Origin of the sequence: Streptomyces aureoversilis, from assembly GCF_042657885.1 — a bacterium.
Lineage (GTDB): Bacteria > Actinomycetota > Actinomycetes > Streptomycetales > Streptomycetaceae > Streptomyces > Streptomyces aureoversilis.
Map to the genome: position 1 here is coordinate 238,115 of NZ_JBHSKJ010000010.1, position 25,933 is coordinate 264,047.

The following is a 25,933-nucleotide window of genomic DNA, read 5'->3' on the forward strand; positions in this document are numbered from 1 at the left end:
CTACGAGATTCCGCGGTATTTCCGGTGGCACAGGGAACCATCAGGTACGGAAGACAATCTCGTACGTCAGAGACGCACGAGTGTGCGTACGACCCGGAAGCAGGGGGCGGTACATGTCACGAAGAGTCGCGCAGCGGCGGTTGTCGGCGGTGCGGGGCGCCATGGGATCGGTGGCCGCGCTCGCGGCCGGGCTGATCCTCGTCGCGGGGACGCCCGGGACGGCCGCGGCCATACCGGCCGCAGGCAGCTCGCGGACGGCACCGGACTGCGGCGGCGACCAGGAGACGCGCCGGCCCTCCGCCGCCGGGGCCGCCGCGGCGGGCGCCGCCACGGCGGAGCCGCCGGCGGCCGCGGTCGGCACCGCTGCGGAGAAGGTCTCCTTCAGCCTGCCCTCCCAGCTGCCCATCGGCATGTGGTCGCGTGCCGGCGTCACGCTGCGCACACCCGTCTCCAAGGGCACCGTCCGGCTCGACGTCCGCAGCCGCGGCTTCAGCACCGACTCCCTCGTGATCCAGCGCTACGTGCCCAGGACCCACACCTGGACGGACCTGAAGACCCGTCCGTCCGGCTCGGGCACGCACGGCGTCTTCACCTTCCCCCTCACCGCGGACGCGAGCGCGTCCCGCCCGCACAGCGTGGCCCTGCGCCTCCAGGATCTCGACCGCCCGGGCACCGTCAGCGTCACCACCTCCGTCGAGGACGGCAAGGGCCGCACCCACCGCGCCCCGGCCCGCACCGCCAAGGCCACCCGGCCGGACGTCTCGGCCGGCGGCTGGAAGAGCGGCACCGCGCTGACCCGCGGCGGCGCGGCGAGCGCCCCCTTCACCCTCACGGTGAAGAACACCACCGACCGCCCCTACCCCTCCCTGTACGCCTCCTACTTCGCCTACGGCGCCGGCACCGGCCACGCCCTGGCCCCCAAGGACCTCGTCCTGCAGCAGTACCGGCCCGGCCACGGCTGGGAGCGCGTGCAGCTCGTCGCCGGCGGCTGCGACCCCGGCATGAGCGCCGCGCTGCTGCCGGTCACCAAGGGCCCGCTGGTGCCGGGCGCCACCGCCACCTACCGGCTGCGGGTCGCCGTCGCCGGGTCCGCCCCGCGCGACGTGACCAAGGTCGACGCGGGCCTGACGGTGGGCAACGGCGACTCGTCCTTCTTCCACCGGGACCTGCCCTTCACGGTCCGGGCGGGCAAGGCCCCGGGCAAGTAGCAGCACCTGCGCAGTGACACCGCGGGCCGGCCCTTCCGGAAGGGCCGGCCCGTCGGCGTTCCGCGGCCCGGCGTGGCGTCAGGCCGGGCCCGGGTCCCCGTCCTCCGTCCGGTCGAACGCCGCCCACCGGGCGAGCGCGAACTTCCCGCCCTCCCGGCGCACTTCGGCTGCCCCGTGACCCGGAAAGTGCGCAGGGAAGACCAGGGCCCGCGTGTCGGCGGCCTCCTCCAGGAACCGCCGCCGCGAGCGGGTGGCCTGCGCCTGGTCCTCGCTCAGGCACGTGTCGCAGTCGGGCTCGCCTATCTGCAGCGGGCTGTGCACCAGGTCGCCGATGAACAGGGCGCGCTCCGTGCCCGATTCCAGCCGCACCACGGCCGAACCCGGCGTGTGCCCGGGAGCGGCCTCCAGGCTCAGCCCCGCGTCGATGCGGTGGCCGTCACCCTCCCAGAGCACCATCTGCCCGGCCCGCTGCACCGGGAGCACACTGTCCTCGAACACCTCGGCGACGCCCTCGGCGAGGCTCAGGTCCCCGAGGACGCCCCGGGGCGTGTGCGGGCCGTCCGGGTTCCAGTAGTCGAAGTCCGCCCTGGCGACGAGGTACGTCGCGTTGGGGAACGTCGGCACCCACACGCCGTCCTGCAACCGGGTGTTCCAGCCGATGTGGTCCGAGTGCAGATGGGTGTTGACGACGACGTCCACGTCCTCGGGACGGACCCCGGCGGCAGCCAGCCGCTCCAGGTAGCCGGTCTTCAGGTGCGACCAGTCCGGCATGTGCGGCCGGTCCTTGTCGTCGCCCAGCCCCGTGTCCACGAGCACCGTACGGCCCTCGCTGCGCAGCACCCACGTCTGCACGTTGCACACCAGCTGGTCGGTGGCCGGACGCCAGAAGTCCGGCGCCAGCCACGACTCGTTCTCCTTCCACATCCGCGGAGTGCTGGAGGGAAAGATGGCGGGAACGGGCGCGACCGGCGAGTGCCATTCCACGATGCGGGTGATGTCCACTCCACCCAAGGTGATCGTCTGCATGCCAACGACGCTATGCACCACAGGCGGAACCGCCAAGAGGCAGATATCACCGTTGTGCTGAGCAGCTTTACTGTTCGCGCCGCACCGCGAGGAGCGCCGCGTCGTCCGACAGCTCGCCGCCCGCGTAGGCCAGCAGATCCGCGACGACCCGGTCCAGCAGCGCCGCCGGGGCCGACTCCGGCATGCCGGCCAGGCGCTCCGCCAGCGGATAGAAGCGGCCCGCCGCGTCCCGCGCCTCCGTCACCCCGTCGGTGTACAGCAGCAGCAGGTCACCCCGCTCGAACACGAAGGCCTGCCCGCGGTAGGTGTCGTCCGCCATGCCCAGCAGCGCCAGCGGCGGCTGGGGGACCGGGACCGGCACCTCCCGGACCCGGCCCGCCCGGCACAGCAGCGGCGGCAGATGGCCGCAGTTCACCAGCTCCGCCCGGCCCGGCTCGGCGACCTGCACCAGGACCGCGGTCACGAACTCCTCGCCGGGCTGCCGACGGCACATCGCGGCGTCCAGGCGCCCCGCCACGGCCGCGAGGGAGGGCTCGACCTGCGCGGCCTCCCGGAACGTCCCCAGCACGGCCGCAGCCGTGTCGATCGCGGAGAGCCCCTTGCCGCGCACGTCCCCCAGCAGCAGCCGCGTCCCGAACGGCGTCGCCAGCGTCTCGTACAGGTCGCCGCCGACGCGGGCCTCCGCGGCGGCCGCCAGATAGCGCACCGCCATCCGCAGCCCGTCCAGCCGCTCGGGCGGCGGCCGCAGCAGCGTCTGCTGCGCGGCCTCCGCCACCGACCGCGACTGCAGCAGCTCCCGCTCCCGCGTGGCCACCAGCAGCACGTTCGCGGTGCTGACGCACGTGATGGCCAGCACCGTGAAGCCCGACGTCAGGTGGACGAGCATCGGCACCTCGTCGTCGGCGAGCGCCAGCGGGGCGACCAGGGCGAGCGCCCCCAGGCCGACCAGCATCGGCACCATGGCCTTCCGGGAGCCGATGCTGGCGAGGACCGGCGCGGTGGCCAGGACGGGGGAGACCGTCCACCGCGGGTCCGACGCGAGGTCCATCACGACGGCCGTGCCCAGCAGCACGTACGCCGCCACGACGAGGAGGCGCGCGCGGTGCGGCAGGCGCGGCGCCCGGGGCTGACCGTCCGGGCCGGTGACGTGCGTCATGATTGATTTCCACCATTAGGCACACCCGCCCCGGCCGCAACCCGTCCCGGCCCCGCCCGCCCCGCCGTCAGCGCTCCCCGGGGCCGCTCCCCGGGGTGAAGTGCCAGTACGTCTGCGCCCGCGGTCGCCGGCGCCGCGCCAAGGGGTCGCGCACCCTCCGCCGGCACCAGCCCCACGGGGTGACCACCAGGTAGTACACCGCGGTCAGCAGCACCGTCCGCACGGCGTCACACCTCCTTCCCCGGCAGTCAGTCCATCGGGATCCCGTCACGCCAGTCCCGCTCCTCCTGCCACGGCGGCTGCTCCTCCTTGCGCAGCAGGAAGCCGCCCAGCGCCAGCAGGTCGATGTTGGTCCGCATGAAACACGCGTAAGCCTCCCGCGGCGTGCGGACGATCGGCTCGCCGCGCACGTTGAACGACGTGTTCACCAGCACCGGACAGCCGGTGCGCTCCTTGAACGCCAGCAGCAGCCTGCGCAGCCGCGGGTGGCGCCCGTCCACGGTCTGCACCCGCGCCGAGCCGTCCACGTGCGTCACCGCCGGGACGGTCGACCTCGGCACGTGCAGCAGATCCAGGCCGCGCACCCCCTCCGGCACCTCGGCGGCCAGCCGCTGCGCGGCCGCCACCCGGCCCACGATCAGCATGTACGGGCTCTCCTGGCGCAGGTCGAACCAGTCCTTCGCGTCCTCGGCGAGCACGGCCGGCGCGAACGGCCGGAACGACTCGCGGAACTTCGTCCGCAGGTTGAGCGCCGACTGCATGCCCGGGTCACGAGGGTCGGCCAGGATGGAGCGCGAGCCCAGTGCCCGCGGCCCGAACTCCATCCGGCCCTGGAACCAGCCCACGATCGCGCCGCCCGCCAGCGCACCGGCCACCTGCTGCGCCACGCCGTCGAAGCCCGGGCGCTCGTACGGGATGCCGTGGGCGTCCAGGTACGCGCCGATCTCCTCGTCCGAATACGCCGGGCCCAGCAGCGCGCCCGCCATCGCGTCGTGCCCGGAGCCGAGGTGCGCCCGCGGCGCCCCCCGCTCGTGGGCCTCCGCGAGCGCCGCCCCCAGCGAGCCCCCGGCGTCCCCGGCCGCGGGCTGCACCCACAGCTCCGTCAGGCCCGCGTCCTCCAGCAGCCTGCCGTTGGCCACGCAGTTGAGCGCGACTCCGCCGGCCAGGCACAGCCGCGGCTCACCGGTCAGCCGCCGCGCGGTGCGGGCCAGCCGGACCACCACCTCCTCCGTCACCTGCTGCACCGACGCCGCCAGGTCGAACTCCCGCTCGGTCAGCGGCCCTTCCGCCCGGCGCCGCGGGCCGCCGAAGAGCTGCTCGAAGCCGGGGCCGGTCATCACCCGCCCCCGCAGGAACTCGAACCAGCGCAGGTCCAGCCGGAACGATCCGTCCGGCTTGACGTCGATCAGCCGCTCCCGGATCAGCGGCGCGAAGCGCGGCGTCCCGTACGGCGCGAGGCCCATCAGCTTGTACTCGCCCGAGTCGACCTTGAACCCGCAGAAGTAGGTGAACGCCGAGTACAGCAGCCCCAGCGAGTGCGGGAACCGCAGCTCGGCGAGGTGCCGCAGCCGGGTGCCCGCGCCCTGCCACACGGTGGTCGTCGCCCACTCGCCGACCCCGTCGACGCACAGCACGGCGGCCGAGGGGTAGGGGCTGGCGAAGAACGCGGACGCGGCGTGGGACTCGTGGTGGCGCCGCGCCACGACCTCCGGAACCGCCCGGCCCCGCGGCCCGGCGAGGTGGTCGCGCACCGCCCGCGTGGCGTGCCGCTTCCAGCCGAGCCACGCCGGCATCCCGTCCAGGAACGAGGGGAGGCCGTGCGGCGCGGCCCCCGCGTACGTCGCGAGCACCCGCCGGAACTTCAGCGCCGGATCCTCGTAGTAGGCGACCGCGGAGACGTCACCGAGCTCCGCCCCCGCCTCCCGCAGGCAGTAGCCGACCGCCTCGTGCGGGAAGGACGGGTCGTGCCGCCTGCGGCTGAACCGCTCCTCCTGCGCGGCCGCTACCGGGACGCCGTCGGCGACCAGCGCGGCCGCGCTGTCGTGATAGAAGGCCGACAGGCCGAGAACCAGCTGCCTCACGCGGCGTCCCTTCCCGCATCAGAACCCCGAACCCGAATCCGAACCCCGGATCAGAACATGGGATAGATGGACGCGTCGTCCGCCGGCTGCGGCTTCAGCGCCCGCTTGCGGCGCAGCAGCCGCGCCAGGATCCTGCGGAGCAGTGCCATGCTGTCCCTCCCCTCAGGACGACGTGCCGAGGCGGTCGGCGAGGACGCGGGCGACCGCGTCGTACCCCGCGTCGACGCAGTGCACCCGGTCCACGAACAGCCAGTCCGCGGGCCCCGTCGCCGCCCCGAGGGCCTCGTTCATGTCGAGGAACGGCACCCCCAGCCCCGCGCAGCCCTCGCGCAGGGCCGCCGCGTAGGCGCGGCCGACGTCCATCGAGGCGATGTCGTTGTGCAGCCGGCGCCAGTTGGAGACGTCGTCCAGCTCGTCGAACAGCGCCTTCTCCTGGGCCGCGGGCTCCTCCCGCACCCAGGGCGCGAGCGGCTGCAGGACGAACGTCAGCCGCGCCCCGAGCGCCCCGGCCAGCAGCTTCCACCCGCCGAGGTGGCGGATCGTCAGAGCGGTGGCGTGCGCGATCCGCTCGGCCGGACCCGGCACCGCGGCCGCGTCCGGAGCGGGCCCGCACTCGAAGAAGGCGCCATGCCGGCCGTGCTGCGCCGCGGGCAGCCGGCTGAGCACGAGGTTGTTGACGCCGGAGAAGAGGACGATCTCCGCCACTTCGGGCAGCAGCAGGTGCTGGAAGAGGGTCAGCAGCATCAGCTCCTGCGCCGAATTCAGGCTCTGGCCCGCGAAGTTGAGCCAGGGCAGGCCGGGCGCGTAGTGGCTGCCCAGCCGCGAGGAGACGGTCGCGTGGTCCCCGCTCGCCCCCACGCCGAAGACCGCGGAGCTGCCGGCCAGCAGCCGGACGGGGCCCGGCGGGCGGCCGTCGGCCACGGTCGCCGGGCCGTCCGCCGTGTGGGTGACCCGGAATCCGCAGGAGTCGGTGGAGTACACCGGGGTCCGCTCGTTGCCGTACTGGAAGAAGCCGATGTAGGGCTGGTCCTCCAGGACGAAGGTGTAGTGCTCCATGTGGGGGACGAGTTCGGCGCGCGGGGACTTCATGGGGCAGGGCTCTCCTCGGGTGTCCGGGCGGCGGGGCCGCGGTGTCAGTGGGCGGCGGGCGGCAGGTCGTAGAGCGCGCCGGGCCGGTCCTCGCGGACCAGGTCGGCGTTGATGGCCATGGCGGCGAGACCGCCGCTGGCCGCGGCCATGGCCGCCTGCTGCATGTTCTTGCCGAGGTCGCCGGCCACGTACAGGCGGGGGAGCGAGGTCCGGCCGCGCTCGTCGGTCTGCACCGAGGTGAGGTCGGCGGCCTGCAGCCAGGGGCGCAGCGGCTCCACGCGCGGCTCGGTGTCCATGTGCAGGAACAGGGCCGTGAAGGACAGCGAGCGCCCGCCGGCCAGTTCGACGGCCACCCCGTCGGGGTGGGCCGAGACGCCGGTGACCTCGTCGGGCACGGTCTCCACCCCCGAGGCGGCCAGGAATCCGCGCTCCTCCTCGGGCAGCTCCCGCCGGTCCGACAGATAGGTCAGCGAGGACGTCCAGGCCGTCAGGGTCGCGGCGAGGCACTCGCCGGGCACCGCACCGCCGTACACGCCGAAGGAGCCGTCGCGCACTTCGTAGGCGTGGCAGTACGGGCACTCGAAGACGCCCTTGCCCCACAGCGCGGCGAGGCCCGGCACGTCGGGGAGCTTCGAGCGCACGCCGGCCGCGTAGAGCACCGTGCGGCTCGTGAGCGCCCCGGCCTCCTTGGCGGTCGTCACCAGGCGGTCGCCCTCGGGCGCCACGGTGATCACCTCGTCGTCGAGGAACTCCACGCCGTAGCGGGAGATCTCGGCGCGGGCGCGGGCGCGGAAGTCCGCGATGGTCACCCCGTCGTTGGTGAGCATGTTGTGCATGACGCCCGCCGCCATGTTCCGGGCGTCGCCGGAGTCGACGAGTGCGACGCGCCTGCGCGACCTGCCCAGGTACAGCGCCGCGTTGAGGCCCGCCGGGCCGCCGCCGACGATCACGGTGTCATACGCTTCCGCGGTCATGCTCTCCTCTTTCGGTGTCGGTGTGCTGCTGCTGCTGGTGCTGGTGCGGTACGCGGGAGGACTCCGGCTGTTCTCCGGTGAGCATGTCCTGGCGCAGCGGCGCGAGCAGGGCGACGGATCCCAGGATCAGGACGGCCCCGGACGAGACGAAGACGGTGGTCACGGACGTGGTGCGGGCGAGCAGGCCGCCGAGGGCCGCTCCGATCGGCATCGTTCCCCACGAGCACAGCCGCGACACGCTCATCACGCGGCCCTGCAGCTCCGGCGGCGCGAACCGCTGGCGCAGGGACAGGACCGGGATGTTCCAGCTCATCATGAAGAGACCGTTGCAGAAGATCGCGGCACCCGCGAGGACCGTGTTGCCCGCCAGCCCCAGGCCCACGTAGGCCGCGCCCGACAGGATCAGCGACCACTGCGCCAGGACGAGCGTGGGCAGCCGCCGCGCCAGCCGGGGCGCGAGCCACGTCCCGGCGATCGAGCCGACGGAGCCGACGGTCAGCAGCAGCCCGTAGCCGGTGGCGTGCAGGTGCAGGGTGCGGTGGGCGAGCAGCACCAGCATCGAGAACGTCGCGGAGTACACCAGGCCGTAGAGGGCGCTGGCGGCCAGCGTGCGGGTGAGCGCCGCCCGCGTGAGCACGAAGGCGACCCCCGTGCGCAGGTCCTGCCACAGGGACCGGGCCGCGGACGTGCCGGGCGGGGGCGCCGTGCGCGGGGCCGCCTTGACGCCGGCCAGGCCCAGCAGCAGGACGGCGGCGAGCCCGTAGAGCGCCCCGCCCGTCGCCAGCGCCAGGGTCGCGCCGACCCCGACCAGGAGACCGGCCAGCGGCGGGCCCGCCATCTCGTTGAGGATGATCTGCGGGGCGAACAGCCTGCCGTTGGCGTGCTCCAGGTGCTCCGGTTCCACGATGTCGGGCAGCATCGCGGGCGCCGCGGTCTCCGCCAGGGTCTCGGCGATCCCGAGGACGAACGACAGCACGTACAGCACGGCCAGCGACGTGCCCGCCGCGAACGCCGCGACGGCCGCCAGCAGCGCGGCCGCGCGCGTGACGTTGCTGACCAGCAGGATGCGCCGCCGGTCGTGACGGTCCGCCAGGACACCCGCGGGCAGCGCGAACAGCAGCCACGGCAGCATGTTGACGGCCGTGAGCCCGGCCACCACCATCGGCTGCGGGTGGCTCGCGACCACCAGCAGGGGGAGCAGGGTGCGGGTGACTCCGTCCCCGGCGTTGGACGCCACGGACGACGACCACAGCCAGCGGAAGCGGCTGCCCAGCACGGGCTTGCGGGCCGGTGCACCGGTCTCGGTCAAGGGATCTCACTCCGCGTCCGGCCGTGCCCCGCGGCCCCGCCGCCCGGCGCGGTCACGACCAACTCGTGAGCCCCAGGAGCCGCTCGCCCAGCGGAGTGAGCTCGGCGCGCCCGTAGAGCTCGCGCTCCTTCTTGCGAGGGCTTCCGTGGTGCTCGTGCTCGTGCGGCGGGATCCGGTCCCGCCAGAACCGTACGCGGCTGTCCCGCAGCGCGGCGTCGTCCTCCAGGGCGGGCGCCATGGAGATGTACTGTGCCATACGCACCCGGTCCGCGGAGCGGTTCGGGCGCACTCCGTGCGGCAGCAGGCTGTTGAAGATGATCAGGTCGCCCGGGTCCACCCGCAGCGTCTCGATCTCGTGGCCGGTGATGTCCGGCGTCATCGGGTCGCGGTCCGGTGGCTGTTCCTCCAGCCAGCCGTCCAGCTTCTCGAAGATGCCGGGCACGCACTGGAAGCCGCCGATCTCCTCGTTGCCCTCGCTGACCGAGAGCACGCCCTGGCAGCTGATGGGCAGCGGCCGCCGGGAGGTGTCGACGTCCCAGTGGACGAACCCGCCGAACTCACGGCTGCCGCGGTTGGGCGGGTTGACGTTGGCGAAGTCGATCACGACCCACAGGCCGGTGGTGTCCCAGATGTCGACGAACGCGTCGTACACCCGCTGCGTCTGCCGGTTGTCCCACATGGCCTGGTGGTTGTAGATCTCCACCAGCCCGCTGTGGCCGGGCAGCCGCTGGTTGTCCGTGCGGCCCGCGTACCAGGTGGAGGGGTCGCCGGGGGTCATGTCCTCGAATTCCCACAGGGCCCTCTCCAGCCGCTCCACGTTGCCGGCGGGCACGGCCTGGCGGACGACGACGTAGCCGCGGGTGATCCAGTGCTCCCAGTCCTCGGGGGACAGCACACGCAGGGGCAGCTCCTTGCGGATGTCCCTGAGCTGGGTCCTCGCCATGTTCGGTGCTCCTTGTGACTCGTGCTCCGCGGACGGACGGACGGACGGACGGGCGGGCGGGCCGGGCGGTCACCCGGCCCGTTCAGGTGATGACGGCCCGCTCGTCGGCCAGGACGACGGCGTCGAGCGCCGTGGTGTCCAGCAGCTCCAGCGCGTCCCCGAGGTCGTTGAGGATGGGCCGTCCGCCGCCGTTGGCGCTGGTGTTGATGAGGATCGGCAGGCCGGTGCGGCCGGCCAGCGCGTGGCACAGGCGGTGCAGCAGCGGGTGCTCCGCGGCGTACACGGTCTGCAGCCGCGCGGTGCCGTCGATGTGCCGCACCTCGGCGAGCCGCTCCGCCATCTCCTCGCGGACGCGCACGGCGAACAGCATCGTGCCGGTGTGGTCGAGCGGGCCGGTGAAGTACGCGTCGGCCACTTCGGCGGGGCACAGCGGGGCCACCGGGCGGAACCACTCGCGGCGCTTGATGGTCTGCGAGACGTGGCGCCGGGCGCCGGTCCAGTGCGGCGAGACGAGCAGCGACCGGTGCCCCAGGGCGCGCGGCCCGGTCTCCATGCCGCCGCCGAGCCAGGCCACGCACTTGCGCCCGGCGAGCAGGGCGGCCACGTGGTCGACGAGGGCGGTGTCGCTCGCGAGGGTCAGGCGGGTCCGCCCGGTGCGCAGGGGGTCGCGCGCCGTGAGCCGGGGGCCGCAGTAGGCCAGCGCCGGCCCGGGGCGGCTCCCGCCGGCCGCCGGCGCCGGCCGGTCCTCCGGCGCGGCCACGGCCAGCGCCGCGCCCAGCGCGATCCCGGAGTCGTCGCAGCAGGTGGGGATGGAGACCCGGGTGAACAGACGGCTCTCCGCGATGCGCGTGTTCGCCGTGATGTTCAGGGCGCAGCCCCCGGCGTAGCAGAGCGCCGGATAGCCGGGCCAGCGCTCGTGCAGCCCGGTGACGAGGTGGGCGAGGTCCTCCTCCACGGCGGTCTGGAGCGTCGCCGCCAGGGTGCGGCAGACCGGGTCGCCCGGGCTGTGGCCCACTAGGTGGCGGTGCCCGCGCGGGGTGCGGATCTCGTCGGGGAACACCCCGCCGTAGGAGTGCACGACGTCGTCGTCGGTGGCGTCGGCCAGCAGCCCGTCGAGGTAGCCGCCCGCGTCCTCGTCGTACGGGTACCAGGTGTCCTCGTACCGCAGGGCGCTGCCGGCGGGCGCCCGGCCGCCCAGGGGTGCGAGGAGGTCGGGCGTGGTGCGCCGGGCGCGCTCCCCGGCGAGCATCGTGCGCAGCACGGGCAGCAGGTCCGGGTCGGTGGCGCCGGTGGCGGCCAGGCCCAGCAGCTTGCCCGTGTCGAACTGCCCGCCGTGCACCCTGCGGGCCAGCGCCTCGTAGAGCAGCCCGAAGCGGGGGCCGGTGCGGTTGTTGAAGGACAGGACGGGGGTGAGCGACGGGCCGTCGCCCAGGCACACCATGCCGCACTCGGCGTAGTTGCCGGTGCCGTCGAGGACGAGCGTGAGGGCCTTGGCCGCCCCGGAGGTGTAGTAGGCCAGGGCCGCGTGCGCGTAGTGGTGGCGGACGGCCACGACGGGCAGGGGGCCCGCGGGGCCGTCGGCGAGCGGCCAGTCCACGGACTTGACCGGGCGCAGCACGGACGTGGCCAGGGCGTCGCCCGGGCGGCTCCAGGTGATGTCCTCGCAGACGAGCTCGACGAGCCCCTCGGGCAGGATCCGGCACGCGGGGGTGTACCAGTCGGCGACGGCGAGCGCGCCGACCGGGCCGCCGGCGAGCGCGTGCAGCCGGTTCACCCAGTCGCCGATCTCGCCGGCGAACCGGGCGTTGCCGCCGCACACGTGCCGCAGCCCCACCTGCCGCTCGCCCTCGATGAGGTGGAGCCCGCCGGGCCGGACCAGTGCCGCGCCCCCGTCGTGCCCGAAGTTGAGTCCGATCGTCGGCATCTGCCGGGCTCCTCAGACGCCCGCGCAGAACTGGGCGTGGTGGCGCTCCAGCAGCCCTTGGACGACTTCGCGCATGTACGCGCAGTAGCCCGGGGACATGACCTGGATGGATCCGTTCTCCTCCTCGAGGGCGCCCGCCGAGCCGCCCGAGCACGTGCCCTGGAGCTCGCAGCCCTGGCAGCCGGGCCCGTTGGTGTAGGCGCGCATGCCGTAGTCCCGGTAGGCAGAGGAGTTGAACACGCCCCGCCAGTCGTCGATGGTGCCGAGCCTGCGCGCCGTCGCCTTGCAGGCGAACACGCTGCCGTTGGGCTCGATGGACAGCTGCCGGCCCACGGCGGGGCACGTCTTGTAGTCCGCCTGCGCGGCCCACTTCGCCTCGTCGGCGATCATCTGGAACGTCTGGTACCAGTAGCCGCTGAGCTGGACCCCGCGCTCGCGCCCGTAGTCGACGGCGGACAGCAGCTTCTGCGCCACGTCGTGCGGGCTGTGCTGCTCGAAGAACTCGCGGGCCTGGAAGGAGACGATCACGTCCAGGGAGTCCAGGCCGGCCTCGGCGACGAAGTCGATCAGCGGCGTGCCCCACTTGTCCCACGTGTACTGCGACAGGACGGTGGTGATGCTGACGGGCACGCCCGCGGCCTTCATGTCGAGGATGGCCTTGCGCACCACCGGCCACGGCGTGCGCTGCTGCTGCCCGCCGCGGAACTCGCCGGTCTCGGGGACGAGGTAGTCGATCGAGACGGTGGTGGAGACCCGGTGGTCGGCCAGGGCCTGCAGCAGCTCGGCGTCGATGCGCGAGCCGTTGCTCGTCATGTCGTAGGACAGCGAGACGCCGTCGTGGAAGTGCCCGAAGGTGCGCAGGATGTGCAGGATCGTATTGCGGGCGAGCGTCGGCTCGCCGCCGAAGAAGGACACGGTGAGCTCGCCGCCGCCGTTGGCCTTGCGCAGCGCCACCGCTTCCCGCAGCGTCTTCTCCGCCACCTGCGGGGACATGTGCATCGAGGGATTGCGGGCGCCGTCGGTGCCCTCGTTCCAGTCGCCGCGGGCGAGCGTCGGGCCGCTGTCGCCGCGCGCGGTGCGCAGCTGGACGAGGACCGGGCCCGGCTTGACGGACTCCCCGGACGTGTTGCGCTCCTCCACGCCGCCGTCGAAGTTGTAGGCGAAACAGCCCTGACAGGAGAAGTTGCACGCGTTGGTCAGCACCAGCTGGATGGAGGAGTGGAAGACGCCGCTGCTGAGCGCCTCGCCCCGGGCGGCGAGGAGTTCGTCGATCTGCGAGGCCTCGTCGTGTCCGGCCTCCACGAGGTACTGCGCCTCGATCAGGCTGTCGACGGCCTCGCTGCCCGCCCGCTCCCGCAGCAGGTCCAGGGGGATGCCGCCGGCGGCTTCGCGGAGCAGTTCGACCGTGTCGCGGTCCACCAGGCGGGCGTTGCCGAAGAGGGAGTGGAAGGCCACCGTGCGCTCGGTGCCGTCGTAGGCGTCGAGCCGGCCGCCGAACCGGGCGAAGTCACGGTCCTTGGCGGTGCGCATCGTACGGACGTAGCGGGAGGACTGGTAAACCGGAGCCGACATCGGTGGACTTCCTCCTGGAAACGGTGCGAGATCGAACGGCCAGGACGGGCCGGGACCGGCCGGGACGGGCCGGGGGAGCGCGCTCGTGGAACGGGCCCGCCGCGGGCGTGAGGCGGCGGGCCCGTCGGAACCGGTGCGCCGGGACGATCAGGCGGGCGTGGCCGGCGCCTTCGCCCCGGAGGCCTCCGTGACGGACTCCGCCTTCGGCACCGGCGTGATCGTCGGTGCGTTGCCCTTGTCGGGCGAGACGAACCCGCAGGGGCGCGACGACGCCGTGGGCGTCGGCGTGATCATTTTCTTGACTTCGGCCATCAGTCTCTCCTCGCCGTGGTCGGGCGGTATGCGTACATACGCGGTCAGCGAATCATGGCCGGGTTGGGCCGGGGGATATTTGTTCCGGCCACTTTTTTCGGAGCGTATTACTTGATCGAGGGCGATGCGATGACCATACGAATGCCATGGATTCCTGTTCGAGAAGGGCGAAGGTGCCGGCAGGCTGAGGGCGAGGATCCGGGCTCACCAGGCATCATGCGAAAAACGGTCCTTCTGCTCGCCGTGCCGGGTATGCATGTGCATGGCATGGATCAAATGCCAGCGCCTTACGGGCCGTTACGGAGCGGGAGGGAATCGGCGCCGGGAAGGGGAATGATCTGTGGCCCGCTCTTTTCCTGCGCCGCCCGGCGCTCTTCCTTGCCCGCGCCATCGCGGCCGTGCGCGTACGCGGGGGAGCACGGCGGATTCCGCGTGTGCGCCGGGCGGACGCTGCGCGTGCCGCCCGGCGCGCCCCGGGCCTAGCGGAGGTCGTCCCACGTGACGACCGGGCTGCCGGCGCGCAGGCTGTAATCCACGGCGGGATTCCGCGCGGGCCACTTCAGGCGCAGCCAGCCGGGGACGGTGGCGGGAATGCCGTCGTCGGCCGCCAGGTGCCAGAACGTATTCGAATCCCGCCGTGCGAAATAAGGGCAGAAGAGGGAGATCACCAAAGTCACCCGGTGGCCCTTCGTCACGGGGGTGACCGCGTGGAAGATACGGCTGCCGTGCAGGAACAGCGTGGCACCGCGCTCCCCGCAGTCCGCCGCGCGGAACCGGGAATCCTCCCGCCCCGGGCCGGGGAATTCGTCCGTGCGTCCCTGGAAGTACGTGAAACGGCCGCCGTCGTAGTCGTCGTAGCCGCTCAGCTGAATGGTGAAGACGTAATCCATGCCGTCGCGGTGCCAGCGGACGCCGCCCTGCCGGCCCCGGCCCTCGCCGTAATTGACCTGGGCCGTGGGCAGCCGCAGCGGATGGGGGATCAGCGGGATGCCGACCAGCCGGGAACAGGTGAGGAGGAAGCCGCGGTCGCGGATCATGTTCGCGATGAACGGCGAGAGCAGGTCGGCGGCGCGCAGCCGCCGCGTCGCGGTGAACCCGGCGTCCTGCGCCGCCGCTTCGAGCTGCCGGCACACCGTGGCCAGGTGGTCCAGCCCCTCCTCCGTCAGGATGCGCCACGGCCCGGCGAGGGCCGCGTCGTCGACCCGCCCCTTCCAGCGCCACAGCTCTTCCTCGCGGTAGCCGAACTCCCGCAGGGAGGTCACCGGCCCGGCGGGGTCCGGCGACACGAACCGGCTCCGCCAGGGCGGCTCCGCGGGGAGCCGGGCACTGCGCAGGGGCGCCCGGGCGCGCAGCGCCTTGAGGGCCTTGCGGAATCCGTCGGGGGCCTGGGGCAGGGCGAGTGCGCCGGCTCTGCCGCTCCCTGTCGACGTCGTGGGCACGAGGCATCTCCTATGGGGGAGAACGCTTTCGGCTGAACGGCCGGACGGGGCCACCGAGAATCTCCCACCGCACCCCTCCACTGGCAAGGGCTGCGACGCGCGTTCCCGAGTTGCTGCCTTTATGGGGATATGTAGCATTTTCAGGGAGGTGCGTCGGATGCGGATCGCGGCAGGACCGCTGGACTGGTCCCTGGTGAGCGGATGGATTCCGGTCGCCCTGCTGGCCGTGGGCCTGTGCGCCCTGGCGGTGCTCCTCGTCTCCCGCCGCCGCACCTGGTGGACCCGGTGGGCCCCGCTCGCCGTCCTGCTGGCCGCCGTCCTCACCTGGCTCCTGCGGACCGCCGTCGACGACTGGTGGCAGCCCTTCCCCGACCCCCTGCCCCTCAACGTCGTGATCTGGGCCGGGATCGCCGTCCTCGGCATCTGTCTCGCCGCCTTCCGCATCCCGCTGCTGCGCCCCCGCCACTGGGCCGGCGCTGCCCTCGCCGCCCTCCTGGCCGTGCTCCTGGGAGCCTCCGAGATCAACCGGCACTTCGACCAGTACCCCACCGCGCGCTCCGCCCTCAACTCCTGGCTCACGAAGACCACGAGCATCACCGACGCCACCGGCCGCACCGAGCCCGCCCTGCGCGTCCCCGCGGGCAGGACCATCGCCGAGGTCTGGCAGCCGCCCCCGGGCATGGCCGCGAACGGCACCCTCTCCAAGTCGTCCATCCCCGGCACCCGGTCCGGCTTCGACGCCCGCAGCGCCTACGTCTACCTGCCGCCCGCCTACCGGGCCACCCCGCGCCCCCTGCTCCCCGTCGTCGTCCTCATGGCCGGCCAGCCCGGCTCCCCCGACGACTGGATCAACTCCGGGCGGCTCGTCGACATGATGAACGCCTTCGCCGGCGAACACCGCGGACTCGCGCCCGTCATCGTCGTCGTGGACCCGCTCGGCTCCCAGTTCGCCAACACCCTCTGCCTCGACTCCCGCCTCGGCAACGTCCAGACCTACCTCGCCACCGACGTCCCCGACTGGATCCGCACCCACCTCCAGGTCGCCACCGCCCGCACCTCCTGGGTCGTCTCCGGCATCTCCTTCGGCGGCACCTGCTCGATCCAGCTCGGCGTCAACGCCCCCCAGGTCTACGGGGTCGTCAACGACATCTCCGGCCAGGAGGCGCCCACGCTCGGCAGCCGTCAGAAGACCGTCGACAAGGCCTTCGGCGGCGACGAGGCGGCCTTCACCGCGGTCAACCCCCTCGACGTCATGGCACGGCAGCGCTTCCCCGGCACCAAGGCCGCCTTCGTCGCCGGCAGCGGCGACAGCACCTACCGGCCCCAGCAGCGCAAGGTGTACGACGCGGCCGTCAAGGCCGGGATGCGGGCCGAATGGGTCCTGCTCCCCGGCGGCCACAGCTGGCAGGTCTGGCGTCCCGGCCTGGAGAGGCAACTGCCCTGGATCTCCCGCGAGACGGGGCTCATCCGATGAGCGGGACCACCGCCCCGCCACCCGCGCCCACCACCGGCGACAGCACCCACCCCTGGCGCGTCACCCTCGACCGGCTGCTCGCCCCCGTCCGGCACGCACCCTTCACCCTCGCCTTCCTCGCGGTGCTGTGGATCGTCGGAGCGGCCACCGGCAGCCTCGGCAGCGGACCGGGCCCGCACCGCATGGAACACGTCGGCGTCGGCGTCCCCGCACTCGCCGAAGGCCGCTGGTGGACCCCCGCCAGCTCCCTGCTGTGGTGCCCCGGACTCGGCGGCTACATCGGCGCCACCGTCGTCATCCTGCTGCTGGTCACCCCCTCCGAGCGGCGCCTGGGCGTGGCCCGCACCGCAGCGGTCCTCCTCGGCGGCCAGATCCTCGGCACGCTCCTCGGCCTGGGCGCCGTCCAGCTCGGCAACGTCGCGGGGGAGTGGTGGCTGGAAGAGCTCGCCGGCTACCTCGCGGTGACCCCGACCGTCGGCGCCCTCGCCGTCGGCGGCGTCCTCAGCTACCGGCTCACCGCCCTGTGGCGGCGCCGCACCCGCCTCGGCATCGTCGCCTTCGCCCTCGTCATGGCCCTTTACGTCGGCCACCTCCAGGGCGTCCTGCGCCTCGGCGGAGCCGTCGTCGGCCTCGCCATCGGCGCCCTGCTCCACCACCGGACCGGGCCCTGGCGCCTGCGGCACTCCTCCCACACCGAGGCCCGCGTCCTCGTCGCGCTCGTCGTGGTCGCCGCCGCCATCGGTCCCATGGTCGCGATCCTCTACCGGGACGCCTACGGGCCCCTCGACTCCTTTCAGATCTACGTCTCCGTGCAGCCCACGGCCGAGGAGGTCGCCGACGCCTGCGCCGCCTCGAAGGAGGACTGCCACTTCGTCCACGCCCTGCGGAACTTCTACGACTCCCCGGCCACCGTCATGGCCGTGCTCGTCCCCGCCCTCATGCTCGTCCTCGCCGAGGGGCTGCGCCGCGGGCTGCGGCTCGCCTGGGCGCTGGCCGTGCTCGTCCACCTCGCCTGGGTCGCCCTCTTCTCCTGGTGGCTGCACGACTTCCTCAGCCACCCCGCCGGATGGGCCGAGCCCGCCGAACGCTCCACGTACGCCCAGGCCTTCGCGGAGCAGATGCTGCTGCCCGTCCTGATCGTCGTCCTCCTGATCGTCACCCGCGCCCGCTTCGACCTGCGGCTGCCGCGCTCCGCCACGCGCGGGCTCGCCGCCGTCGTCGGCGGCGCGCTCGTCCTGGCCTGCGCCGCGTACGTCGGGATCGGCTACGCGGTGCGCGACCAGTACGACCCCGAGGCCACGCCGTCGGTGCTCTTCTCCGGGCTGGCCTCGGAGTTCCTGCCGCCGACGCTGCTCGCCACCTTCACCGACTGGCCGGTCCCCGTCGGCGGGACCGCGCAGGCCCTCTTCCACTACTGCGGGCTCGTCTTCTGGCTCGCCACCCTGATCGCGCTGCTGGTCACCTTCCGTCGCCCGCGCCTGCACACCGACGCCGACGCCGCCGTGCGCGCCCGCGGAATCCTCGTCGCGCACGGCGGCTCGACGCTCAGCTACCTCACCACGTGGGACGGCAACTACTACTGGTTCGACGCGAAGGGCCGGGCCGCCGTGGCCTACCGGGTGGTCGCCACCGTGGCCCTGACCACCGGCGAGCCCTTCGGCGCGCCGGACGCGCGGGCCGCCGCCGTGGCGGGCTTCTCGCGCCACTGCGACGAGCGCGGCTGGACGCCGTGCTTCTACAGCGTCGGCGAGGAGTCGCGCGCCGCGGCCGAGGCCCTGGGCTGGCGCTCGGTGCAGGTCGCCGAGGACACCGTCGTGCCCCTGCCCGGCCTGGCCTTCACCGGCAAGAAGTGGCAGGACGTGCGCACCGCCCTCAACAAGGCCAAGAAGGAGGGCATCACCGCCGAGTGGTGGTCCTACCCCGATGCCCCGGTCGCCATCACCGACCAGGTGCGCTCGATCTCCGAGGAGTGGGTCGCCGACAAGGGACTGCCGGAGATGGGCTTCACCCTGGGCGGCCTGGACGAGCTCGACGACCCGGCCGTGCGCTGCCTGATCGCCGTGGACGCCGACCGCACGGTGCACGGCATCACCAGCTGGATGCCGGTCTACGAAGCGGGCCGGCCGGTCGGCTGGACGCTGGACTTCATGCGGCGCCGGGCCGCCGGGTTCCGCGGCTCGATGGAATTCCTCATCGCCTCGGCCGCGCTCGGCTTCCAGGAGGAGGGCGCCCGCTTCCTCAGCCTCTCGGGCGCCCCGCTCGCCCGCAAGGCCACGGAGGATCCGCCGGCGGCGCTCCAGCGGATCCTCGACTACGGGGGCAAGGTCCTCGAACCGGTCTACGGCTTCCGGTCGCTGCTGAACTTCAAGGCGAAATTCCAGCCGCAGTACCACCCCATGTACATGACCTATCCGGACCCGGCAGCCCTCCCCGCCATCACCCGCGCCATCGGCAAGGCGTACCTGCCGCACATGACGCCGGCCCAAGGAGTGCGGCTGATGCGGCAGTTCTCCGCCTGAGCGGTCGGCTGCGGGCCTGAGGCAGGCTCACAGCAGCCTCACGGCAGCGTGAGGACCCGCGGACCGTCGTCCGTGATGGCGACCGTGTGCTCGATGTGCGCGGCGCGGCTGCCGTCGGCGGTGCGCAGCGTCCACCCGTCGGGGTCCGTGCGGTAGTCGTTGCGCCCGCCCGCCATGAGCATCGGCTCTATCGCGAGGACCAGGCCGTGCCGCAGCGGCAGGCCCCTGCGCGGGCGGCCCCAGTTGGGGACGTGCGGGTCCTCGTGCATCTGCCGCCCGATGCCGTGGCCGCCGAAGTCCTCGGGCATGCCGTAGCGCCCGGCGCGGGCGACCGCCGTGACGGCGTGGGAGATGTCCCCGATGCGGTTGCCGACGACGGCCGCGGCGATGGCGGCGTCCAGGGCCCGCTGGGTGGCGTCGACGAGGGCCGTGTCGGCCGGCCGGGGCTCGCCGACGATGAAGCTCACCGCGGAGTCGCCCGTCCACCCGTCGAGCCGCGCGCCGCAGTCGATGCTGACCAGGTCGCCGTCGCGCAGCGCGTAGTCGTCCGGGATGCCGTGCACGACCGCGTCGTTGACCGAGGCGCAGATCACCGCCGGGAAGGGGGTGGGGGCGAAGGAGGGCCGGTAGCCCAGGAAGGGGGAGCTCGCCCCCGCCTCGCTCAGCACGGCGCGCGCCGCCTCGTCCAGCTCCCGCAGCCGCACTCCGGTCCTCGCGGCGTCATGTGCCGCAGCCAGCGCATGGGCGACGACCCGGCCCGCCGCGCGCATGGCCTCCAGTTCACCGTCGGTCTTGATCTCCACCATGGTTCCGAACCCCCTCGACGTACTGCCAATTTTTATACCGGCATTCTTATACCGGTATTAGTATCACGGTCTAGTATCGGGGGCATGGTGAGGACCCCTTTGACCCCCTGGGAGCGGCGCCGCGGCGAGATGCTCGGCGCCCTGCTCCGCGAGGCGCGCGGCGAGCGGAGCATGGTGGAGATCGCTGCCGCCTCCGGGCTGTCCGCGGAGACGCTCCGCAAGATCGAGACCGGCCGCGCGCCGACGCCCGCCTTCTTCACGATCGTGGCGCTGGCCTCCGTGCTGAACCTGTCCATGGAACAGCTGGCGGCCGCCGCCGCGGCAGGCGCCGACGCCGCGGAGGGGGAAGCGCTGACGGCGTGAAGGCGAGGGCCGGGCCCCGCTCCTGACGGCTTCTCGGGCCCTCCCGCAAGCATCGACTGACCGATCGGTTAGATTGCTGACCGATCGGTCAGAGTCATGCGCGGAGTCATGCGCGACGAGAGGCGGGAAGCATGGAAAGCACGACGTGCTGCGTGGTGGGCGGCGGACCTGCGGGCATGATGCTGGGGCTGCTGCTGGCCAGGGCCGGGGTCAGGGTCACCGTTCTGGAGAAGCACCGCGACTTCCTGCGCGACTTCCGCGGCGACACCGTCCACCCCTCCACCCTGCGGCTGCTGGACGAGCTCGGCCTGGGGGAGCGGTTCGCGGAACTGCCCTTCCCCAAGCTGGAGGAGATGCGGATGGAGATCGGCGGCACCACCGTCGTCGCGGCCGACTTCCGCCGCATCCCCGGCCGCCACAAGTACATCGCCATGGTCCCGCAGTGGGACTTCCTCGACCTGCTGGCGAGCGCGGCCGCCGCCGAACCCTCCTTCACCCTGCGCATGTGCACCGAGGTCACGGGCCTGCGCAAGGAGGGCGGCCGCGTCACCGGCGTGCGCTACACCGCCGAGGACGGCACGCCCGGCGAGATCGCGGCCGCCCTGACCGTCGGCTGCGACGGCCGCCGTTCCGTCGTCCGCAGGGAAGCCGGCCTCGTCCAGGACGAATTCGACGTCCCCATGGACGTCTGGCAGGTCCGCGTGGACGCGCCCCGCGGCGGCATCAAGGACGGCCGTGTCTTCGCCCGCTTCGGCGGCGGCCAGGCCGCGGTCACCATGGACCGGGGCGCGTACTTCCAGACCTCCTACCTCATCGCCAAGGGCCGCGACGCCGAGCTGCGCACGCGCGACATCCAGTGGTTCCGCGACCGGCTCGGCGGCCTCTTCGGCTGGGACGCCGGCGTCACCGGCGCGATCCGCTCCTGGGACGACGTGAAGCTGCTCGACGTGACGATGGGCCGGCTGCCGCGCTGGTACGCGGGCGGCCTGCTCTGCATCGGCGACGCGGCCCACACCATGTCGCCCGTCGGCGGCGTCGGCGTCAACCTCGCGATCCAGGACGCCGTGGCGGCCGCCCGCATCCTCGCCGGCCCGCTGCGCGAGGGAAGGGTGAGCCTGCACGACCTGGCCCGGGTGCAGAAGCGCCGGCGGCTGCCGACGGCCCTGGTGCAGCAGTCGCAGCTGGGCGAGCACCAGCTGATCCGGAGCGCCCTCGACGGCACCCTCGACGCCGCCGCCCTGCCCCTGCCGGTGCGCCTGCTGCGCCGCGCGGCGCCCCTGCGCACGGTCACCGCCTACCTGGGCGGCGTCGGGATCCGGCCCGAGCGCGCCCCCGCGTTCGCGAGGGTCTAGCGCGCCGCCTTCGTGAGGGCCTAGGCGCGCACCGCGCCGGGCACCCGGTTCAGGAGGCCGGGGACCGGACAGCGTGGAGCGTGAACGTCACCAGCTCCTCGGCCGCCGCGCCGAGGTCGACGTCCGGGTCGGCGAGCCAGTGCGCGACCACCCCGTCGATCGCCCCGCCGATCGCGAGCGCCACCGCCCGCGTGTCGAACGCCCGCAGCCGGCCCGCCGCCTGCCCGGCCGCCAGCAGCTCCGCCAGGGCCTGCCAGCGGCCGCCGGTGTCGTGACGGCCCGGCGTCTTCAGCTGCGTGCCGCCCTCGTCGTCGAGGAGCATCTCGGTGATGACCCGCACGTGCCGCCGGTTGGCCTGCTGGTAGCCGACCATCGCCCGGACGTAGGCGACGAGCGCGTCCAGCGGGTCGGCCTCGCGTTCCACGCGCTCGGTGACGTACGCGCCGAACTCCTCCAGCACCTGCGCGAACGTCGCGCGCGTGAGGTTGTCCTTCGACGAGAAGTGGTAGAGGACCGCGGCCTTGGAGATACCGGCCCGCTCCGCGATCGCCGACAGCGACGTCGCCGGATAGCCCCGGGTGGAGATCAGGTCGATGGTGCTCTCGATGATCTGCTGCCGGCGCGCCCGCTCCGTGAAGGTCGGCGCGCCGGGACCGGCACTGCGGCGAGGGGTCATCGCGACGCCACCTCCGCCTTTCTCGCTCTGCGGCCTTCACCGTCCTCCGGCCGACGGACACCAGACCGTACACCGCCGTGCCCGCGCCCGGACGAGCGGGGATCCGGACCCGCCCGCCGGTCAGTCCCACCAGTTGAACAGGACGTCCCCCAGGCACGCGGGCCTCCAGTAGCGGATCTCGGTGAGCTCGGCCGGAGACAGGTCCGTGACGTCGACCTCCTCCAAGGGCGTCATCAGCTCCTTGACGCCCATCACCCGCAGCCCCGCCGTCTCGAAGGCCTGCGCCCACAGCGGCGGGTCCGCGAAGCCGGGAACCGGCTTGCCCTCGCTGACCGCGTCGGTGGTGAAGGCGACCACGGGCAGGTGGACGTGGCCCAGGGCGGTGAACGCACGGCCGTACCCGTCGGTGAGGGTCGCATGGCGGAACGTGTGCATCTCGCCGGGGACCATCTCACCGGCCCGCCCCCGGGCCTCCATGGCCGCGGTGAAGCAGGCGGCCCGGAACAGCGCCGCCTCGGTCCGCGGCAGAGGGGCCTCGTGCGGCCCCCGGAAACCCGTAGCCCCCCGCGCCAGACGGATCAAGGTGACTTCCTCCCGTGCGTCTCGTCCCGTCACGCACGTGCTCATCCGTGACGCCTGGCTCCTCCCTACCCAGCACAACGCGCGAACCGCCTCTGCGTACGCCCCACCAGCAGTGCGACCGGCCTGCCGCGCCACGGCACGCGCCCCCCGGCGTGCACGCGCCAACGCACCTCCGCGCAACGGGGCGAGCGCGCCGGCACCCCTCAAGTAGCCTGGGGGAAAGGGTGAAAAGGGTGGGAAAGGGGTGGCCCGGTGGTCACAGAAAGCGGCGGCGGACAACTCCGGGGGCAGCCACATGACCACGCGGCCCGGCTGGCCCGGCTGCTGGACTTCGCGCAGACGGGGGAGAGCGGCGACGACGCGTCCGTACGCCGCCTGGTCCACTGGCTCGCCGGAGCCCTCGGCGGCACCGTCACGCTGACCGGAGGGGACGGAGCACCCCTGACCGGCCCGGCCTCCCGCGCCGAAGCCGCCGCCCACCGGGAACTCGCCGCACGCGCCGGCGAACTGCTCGGCCAGGTCGCCGGCGGCCGGCTCCATGCGGCGGCCGTGGACGACCACCACGGACAGCTGCGGCTCGTCGCCCTCGGACGCCGCACCCCGCACCCCGTCCTCGCCGCCGCCCTGCCCCGGCCGTTCGACGAACAGGACGCCGCCCTCCTCGGCCGGGCCGCCGCCGTCCTGGCCCTGCTGCTCAAGGCCCGCGAGGCCGAGGAACACCGCCGGAACGCGGAACGGGCCACGGAATGCCTGCGGCTCGCCGTCTTCCAGCTGCTCATGGGCGGGGAAGTCGCCCTGGCCCAGCGCACCGCCGCCGGCCTCAGCCCGGGCCTGCTGGACGCCGACACGGCCCGCGTCCACGTCCTCGAACTCCCCGGCCACCGGCGCGACCTCCTCGTCCGCGCATGCGAAGAGGCCACCGGGGACCGCGCCCTGGCCGTGCGCTGCGCCGCGTACGACAGCCAGCTCATCGTCGTCGCCCCCACGACGCGGCGGGGCGGCCCGGAGGACGGTGCCGCGCACGACGCCGGCGACCGCGACGTCGCCGCTGCACTGCACCGCTTCGTCGAAGAGCGCCCCGGCGTCCTCCTCGGCTCCGGCGGCCTCCACCCGCTCGCGCAGGTGGCCGACGCGTACGGCGAGGCCGCCCGCGCCCTGGCCGTGGCCCGGTACCGGCCCGCCAGGGTGGCCGAACACCTGCCCCAGACCCGGCTGACCGCCCTCCTCGACCCGGCCGCCTCGGGCGCCTGGGCCGCCCGTGTCCTGCAGCCGCTGGACTCGCTGCCGTACCACGGGCGCGGCCCCCTGCTCGCCACCGTCGGCCTGGGGCTGGAGTTCACGGCGGTCAACGCGGCCAAGATCCTCGGTATCAGCCGCAACACCGTCCGCGCCCGGATGGACAGGGCGGCCGCGCTGCTCGGCGCCGACCTCGCGGACGTACGCGCCCGCGCCGCACTCCACCTGGCGCTGCAGATGCCCCCCACCGCACCCGGCACGGCGGCGGACGACGGCTCCCGGCCGGCAGGCCTGGAACGCCTGCTGGCGGCGGGCCCCGTCCGCGACTGGGCGCAGGAACTTCTCGGGCGCCTCGCGGCCGCCGACCGCGACCTGCGCCGCACCCTGCGGACGTGGATCGCCGGGAACACGGCGGTCGAGGAGACGGCGGCCCGCCTGGGCGTACACCCCCGCACCGTGCGCGACCACCTGCGCGGCGCCGAGCAGCTGCTGGGCCGCCGGCTCGTCCCGGGCGGCGGCGACCTCTACGAAGTGGTCCTCGCGTGCGCGGCCCTGGAGGAAGTGGACCTCGGCTCCCGGCCGGGCTGTGTCCTGTGCGCCGCGTGAGGCGGCACACAGGAGGAAAGTTCAGGCCTCCGCACCGTGCACCCGTGACAGAAACCGGCGCACAACCGTGCACCCATGACGTGTCCGCGCCCACCCGCCGGGACCTAACGTGGTCCCACCGGCGCTGCACCGCGCCGGTTCACGGGGGAACGGTGCCGCCGGCCCGACCACCCGGCGAGCCTGTCCACGCCCGCCTGATCCGCACGCGGGCGTGGACACGGAGCCGGGCCCGGGGCCGCGCCACGGCACGGCCTCCGGGCGCCCGCACTTGGGGGTGCGCCCGCGCCCGGGGCCGGCGGCCCGTCGGGAAAACCGTTGGCCCGTCCACGAGCGCTCCCGCTAGCGTCACGCAGGTGACGACGACCAGTGGGCAGACGGACAGCGGGCGGACCGGCCGGGCGGAGGACTGGCGCGAGACCAACCGCGCGATGTGGGACGAGCGGGTTCCCCTCCACACGGGCAGCGCCTTCTACGACCTCGCGGGGTTCAGGGCCGGCCGCAACGACCTGCGCGGGTTCGAGCCGGACGAGGTCGGGGACGTCACCGGCAAGCGCCTTCTGCACCTGCAGTGCCACATCGGCACCGATACGCTGTCCTGGGCCCGCAAGGGCGCGGACGTGACCGGCCTGGACTTCTCCGGCGCGGCGGTGGAGGCGGCGCGGAACCTGGCGGCGGAAGTGGGGGAGGAGCGGGCCCGGTTCGTCGAGGCGGACGTCTACGACGCGCCCGCCGCGCTGCGGGGCGAGACCTTCGACATCGTCTACACGGGCTTCGGGGCCCTGTGCTGGCTGCCCGACCTGGCGCGCTGGGCCCGTACGGCCGCCTCGCTGATCGCGCCGGGCGGCTTCCTGTACCTGGCGGAGTTCCACCCCGTGGCCATGTGCCTGGGCGAGGACGGCAGGGCCTTCGCCGAGGACTACTTCGCCCGCGGACCGCTCACCTACGACGAGGCGGGCTCGTACGCCGACATGAGCGCCCCGACGCGGCACAACCGCTCGGTGGAGTGGCTGCACACGATGGGCGACGTGGTGAGCGCGGTGAGCGCCGCGGGGCTGCGGCTGGAGTTCCTGCACGAGTACGACTTCACGCTGTTCGAGTTCCTCGACGACATGGTCCGGGGGCGGGACACCAGCGGCAGCCGGGGAGGCGGGGGCACGGTCTACCGCCTCCCGGAGGGCCGTCCGCGCGTGCCGATGGTCTACTCGCTGCGCGCGTCCAAGGACTAGAGCACGGGAGAAGAAAGGGAAGGGCACCGGTACGCGCTGCGGGAGCGCGTACCGGTGCCC

Annotated in this window: 22 protein-coding genes; 7 read left to right on the top strand and 15 right to left on the bottom strand. The window is 73.6% G+C overall.

What is annotated here, in order from left to right:
• The first annotated feature begins 113 nt into the window (after positions 1 to 113).
• The gene (locus ACFPP6_RS19615) at positions 114 to 1,208 is read left to right on the top strand and encodes a hypothetical protein (protein ID WP_382043846.1); all 1,095 of its coding nucleotides are present in this window, start codon (positions 114 to 116) and stop codon (positions 1,206 to 1,208) included.
• Positions 1,209 to 1,286: 78 nt separating this feature from the next.
• Here the strand turns inward: ACFPP6_RS19615 and ACFPP6_RS19620 are convergent, their stop codons facing one another.
• From ACFPP6_RS19620 to ACFPP6_RS19675, 12 genes are all read right to left on the bottom strand, one after another.
• Positions 1,287 to 2,234 carry an MBL fold metallo-hydrolase gene (locus ACFPP6_RS19620; RefSeq protein WP_382043849.1) on the bottom strand — a complete coding sequence of 316 codons (948 nt, stop codon included), beginning with the start codon at positions 2,232 to 2,234 and terminating at the stop codon, positions 1,287 to 1,289.
• A 67-nt stretch (positions 2,235 to 2,301) separates the two neighbouring features.
• A complete protein-coding gene (locus ACFPP6_RS19625; protein WP_382043852.1) occupies positions 2,302 to 3,390 on the bottom strand; it encodes a PP2C family protein-serine/threonine phosphatase in 1,089 nt (362 codons plus the stop codon).
• Between the two features lie 67 nt (positions 3,391 to 3,457).
• Entirely contained in the window at positions 3,458 to 3,613 is a 156-nt protein-coding gene (locus ACFPP6_RS19630) for a hypothetical protein (protein ID WP_382043854.1), read from the bottom strand.
• A gap of 25 nt (positions 3,614 to 3,638) precedes the next feature.
• On the bottom strand, positions 3,639 to 5,471 hold the full coding sequence (locus ACFPP6_RS19635; RefSeq protein WP_382043856.1) for a carbamoyltransferase family protein: 1,833 nt from the start codon (positions 5,469 to 5,471) through the stop codon (positions 3,639 to 3,641).
• A 162-nt stretch (positions 5,472 to 5,633) separates the two neighbouring features.
• On the bottom strand, positions 5,634 to 6,560 hold the full coding sequence (locus ACFPP6_RS19640) for an SGNH/GDSL hydrolase family protein (RefSeq protein WP_382043859.1): 927 nt from the start codon (positions 6,558 to 6,560) through the stop codon (positions 5,634 to 5,636).
• A 44-nt stretch (positions 6,561 to 6,604) separates the two neighbouring features.
• Positions 6,605 to 7,534, bottom strand: a complete 930-nt coding sequence (locus tag ACFPP6_RS19645) for an NAD(P)/FAD-dependent oxidoreductase (RefSeq protein ID WP_382043862.1) — start codon at positions 7,532 to 7,534, stop codon at positions 6,605 to 6,607.
• Complete coding sequence (locus ACFPP6_RS19650; RefSeq protein ID WP_382043865.1) at positions 7,515 to 8,843, bottom strand: MFS transporter; 1,329 nt, start codon at positions 8,841 to 8,843, stop codon at positions 7,515 to 7,517. Before ACFPP6_RS19650 ends, ACFPP6_RS19645 begins: the two co-directional genes overlap by 20 nt.
• Positions 8,844 to 8,895: 52 nt before the next feature.
• Positions 8,896 to 9,786: a phytanoyl-CoA dioxygenase family protein gene (locus ACFPP6_RS19655; RefSeq protein ID WP_382043868.1), complete on the bottom strand. Its 891-nt coding sequence runs from the start codon at positions 9,784 to 9,786 to the stop codon at positions 8,896 to 8,898.
• 82 nt (positions 9,787 to 9,868) lie between these two features.
• The gene (locus ACFPP6_RS19660) at positions 9,869 to 11,710 is read right to left on the bottom strand and encodes a carbamoyltransferase C-terminal domain-containing protein (protein ID WP_382043871.1); all 1,842 of its coding nucleotides are present in this window, start codon (positions 11,708 to 11,710) and stop codon (positions 9,869 to 9,871) included.
• 12 nt (positions 11,711 to 11,722) lie between these two features.
• Positions 11,723 to 13,282 (bottom strand): radical SAM protein, encoded by a 1,560-nt coding sequence (locus ACFPP6_RS19665; protein WP_382043874.1) that lies wholly within the window; start codon positions 13,280 to 13,282, stop codon positions 11,723 to 11,725.
• Positions 13,283 to 13,429: 147 nt separating this feature from the next.
• Positions 13,430 to 13,594 carry a hypothetical protein gene (locus ACFPP6_RS19670; protein WP_382043877.1) on the bottom strand — a complete coding sequence of 55 codons (165 nt, stop codon included), beginning with the start codon at positions 13,592 to 13,594 and terminating at the stop codon, positions 13,430 to 13,432.
• Positions 13,595 to 14,073: 479 nt separating this feature from the next.
• A complete protein-coding gene (locus ACFPP6_RS19675) occupies positions 14,074 to 15,033 on the bottom strand; it encodes a 2OG-Fe(II) oxygenase (protein ID WP_382043879.1) in 960 nt (319 codons plus the stop codon).
• A 157-nt stretch (positions 15,034 to 15,190) separates the two neighbouring features.
• Between ACFPP6_RS19675 and ACFPP6_RS19680 the strand changes: the two genes are divergently transcribed.
• Together ACFPP6_RS19680 and ACFPP6_RS19685 are read left to right on the top strand one after the other, a co-directional pair.
• Positions 15,191 to 16,507 carry an alpha/beta hydrolase gene (locus ACFPP6_RS19680; protein ID WP_382043882.1) on the top strand — a complete coding sequence of 439 codons (1,317 nt, stop codon included), beginning with the start codon at positions 15,191 to 15,193 and terminating at the stop codon, positions 16,505 to 16,507.
• Positions 16,504 to 19,026: a bifunctional lysylphosphatidylglycerol flippase/synthetase MprF gene (locus tag ACFPP6_RS19685; RefSeq protein ID WP_382043884.1), complete on the top strand. Its 2,523-nt coding sequence runs from the start codon at positions 16,504 to 16,506 to the stop codon at positions 19,024 to 19,026. Before ACFPP6_RS19680 ends, ACFPP6_RS19685 begins: the two co-directional genes overlap by 4 nt.
• A gap of 38 nt (positions 19,027 to 19,064) precedes the next feature.
• On the opposite strand, the gene map is transcribed toward ACFPP6_RS19685, so the two are convergent.
• Positions 19,065 to 19,832 carry a type I methionyl aminopeptidase gene (gene map / locus ACFPP6_RS19690; RefSeq protein ID WP_382043887.1) on the bottom strand — a complete coding sequence of 256 codons (768 nt, stop codon included), beginning with the start codon at positions 19,830 to 19,832 and terminating at the stop codon, positions 19,065 to 19,067.
• An 84-nt stretch (positions 19,833 to 19,916) separates the two neighbouring features.
• Between map and ACFPP6_RS19695 the strand changes: the two genes are divergently transcribed.
• On the top strand, positions 19,917 to 20,195 hold the full coding sequence (locus ACFPP6_RS19695) for a helix-turn-helix domain-containing protein (protein ID WP_382043890.1): 279 nt from the start codon (positions 19,917 to 19,919) through the stop codon (positions 20,193 to 20,195).
• 131 nt (positions 20,196 to 20,326) lie between these two features.
• Entirely contained in the window at positions 20,327 to 21,547 is a 1,221-nt protein-coding gene (locus tag ACFPP6_RS19700; protein WP_382043893.1) for an FAD-dependent oxidoreductase, read from the top strand.
• Positions 21,548 to 21,596: 49 nt separating this feature from the next.
• Here ACFPP6_RS19700 and ACFPP6_RS19705 read toward each other — a convergent pair whose 3' ends face one another.
• The gene (locus ACFPP6_RS19705; RefSeq protein ID WP_382043895.1) at positions 21,597 to 22,223 is read right to left on the bottom strand and encodes a TetR/AcrR family transcriptional regulator; all 627 of its coding nucleotides are present in this window, start codon (positions 22,221 to 22,223) and stop codon (positions 21,597 to 21,599) included.
• Positions 22,224 to 22,343: 120 nt separating this feature from the next.
• Positions 22,344 to 22,805 (bottom strand): hypothetical protein, encoded by a 462-nt coding sequence (locus tag ACFPP6_RS19710; protein WP_382043898.1) that lies wholly within the window; start codon positions 22,803 to 22,805, stop codon positions 22,344 to 22,346.
• A 252-nt stretch (positions 22,806 to 23,057) separates the two neighbouring features.
• Between ACFPP6_RS19710 and ACFPP6_RS19715 the strand changes: the two genes are divergently transcribed.
• Both ACFPP6_RS19715 and ACFPP6_RS19720 read left to right on the top strand, forming a co-directional pair.
• Positions 23,058 to 24,647 (top strand): helix-turn-helix domain-containing protein, encoded by a 1,590-nt coding sequence (locus ACFPP6_RS19715; RefSeq protein WP_382043901.1) that lies wholly within the window; start codon positions 23,058 to 23,060, stop codon positions 24,645 to 24,647.
• Between the two features lie 353 nt (positions 24,648 to 25,000).
• Entirely contained in the window at positions 25,001 to 25,873 is an 873-nt protein-coding gene (locus tag ACFPP6_RS19720) for a class I SAM-dependent methyltransferase (RefSeq protein WP_382043904.1), read from the top strand.
• Positions 25,874 to 25,933 lie beyond the last annotated feature (60 nt).

Bases quoted from the DNA above. Each gene is read 5' to 3' on its own strand.
- ACFPP6_RS19665 (WP_382043874.1), bottom strand. From the start codon at position 13,282: ATGTCGGCTCCGGTTTACCAGTCCTCCCGCTACGTCCGTACGATGCGC.
- ACFPP6_RS19655 (WP_382043868.1), bottom strand. From the start codon at position 9,786: ATGGCGAGGACCCAGCTCAGGGACATCCGCAAGGAGCTGCCCCTGCGT.
- ACFPP6_RS19625 (WP_382043852.1), bottom strand. From the start codon at position 3,390: ATGACGCACGTCACCGGCCCGGACGGTCAGCCCCGGGCGCCGCGCCTG.
- ACFPP6_RS19680 (WP_382043882.1), top strand. From the start codon at position 15,191: ATGCGGATCGCGGCAGGACCGCTGGACTGGTCCCTGGTGAGCGGATGG.
- ACFPP6_RS19640 (WP_382043859.1), bottom strand. From the start codon at position 6,560: ATGAAGTCCCCGCGCGCCGAACTCGTCCCCCACATGGAGCACTACACC.
- ACFPP6_RS19645 (WP_382043862.1), bottom strand. From the start codon at position 7,534: ATGACCGCGGAAGCGTATGACACCGTGATCGTCGGCGGCGGCCCGGCG.
- ACFPP6_RS19705 (WP_382043895.1), bottom strand. From the start codon at position 22,223: ATGACCCCTCGCCGCAGTGCCGGTCCCGGCGCGCCGACCTTCACGGAG.
- ACFPP6_RS19700 (WP_382043893.1), top strand. From the start codon at position 20,327: ATGGAAAGCACGACGTGCTGCGTGGTGGGCGGCGGACCTGCGGGCATG.
- ACFPP6_RS19670 (WP_382043877.1), bottom strand. From the start codon at position 13,594: ATGGCCGAAGTCAAGAAAATGATCACGCCGACGCCCACGGCGTCGTCG.
- map (WP_382043887.1), bottom strand. From the start codon at position 19,832: ATGGTGGAGATCAAGACCGACGGTGAACTGGAGGCCATGCGCGCGGCG.
- ACFPP6_RS19685 (WP_382043884.1), top strand. From the start codon at position 16,504: ATGAGCGGGACCACCGCCCCGCCACCCGCGCCCACCACCGGCGACAGC.
- ACFPP6_RS19620 (WP_382043849.1), bottom strand. From the start codon at position 2,234: ATGCAGACGATCACCTTGGGTGGAGTGGACATCACCCGCATCGTGGAA.
- ACFPP6_RS19660 (WP_382043871.1), bottom strand. From the start codon at position 11,710: ATGCCGACGATCGGACTCAACTTCGGGCACGACGGGGGCGCGGCACTG.
- ACFPP6_RS19695 (WP_382043890.1), top strand. From the start codon at position 19,917: ATGGTGAGGACCCCTTTGACCCCCTGGGAGCGGCGCCGCGGCGAGATG.
- ACFPP6_RS19615 (WP_382043846.1), top strand. From the start codon at position 114: ATGTCACGAAGAGTCGCGCAGCGGCGGTTGTCGGCGGTGCGGGGCGCC.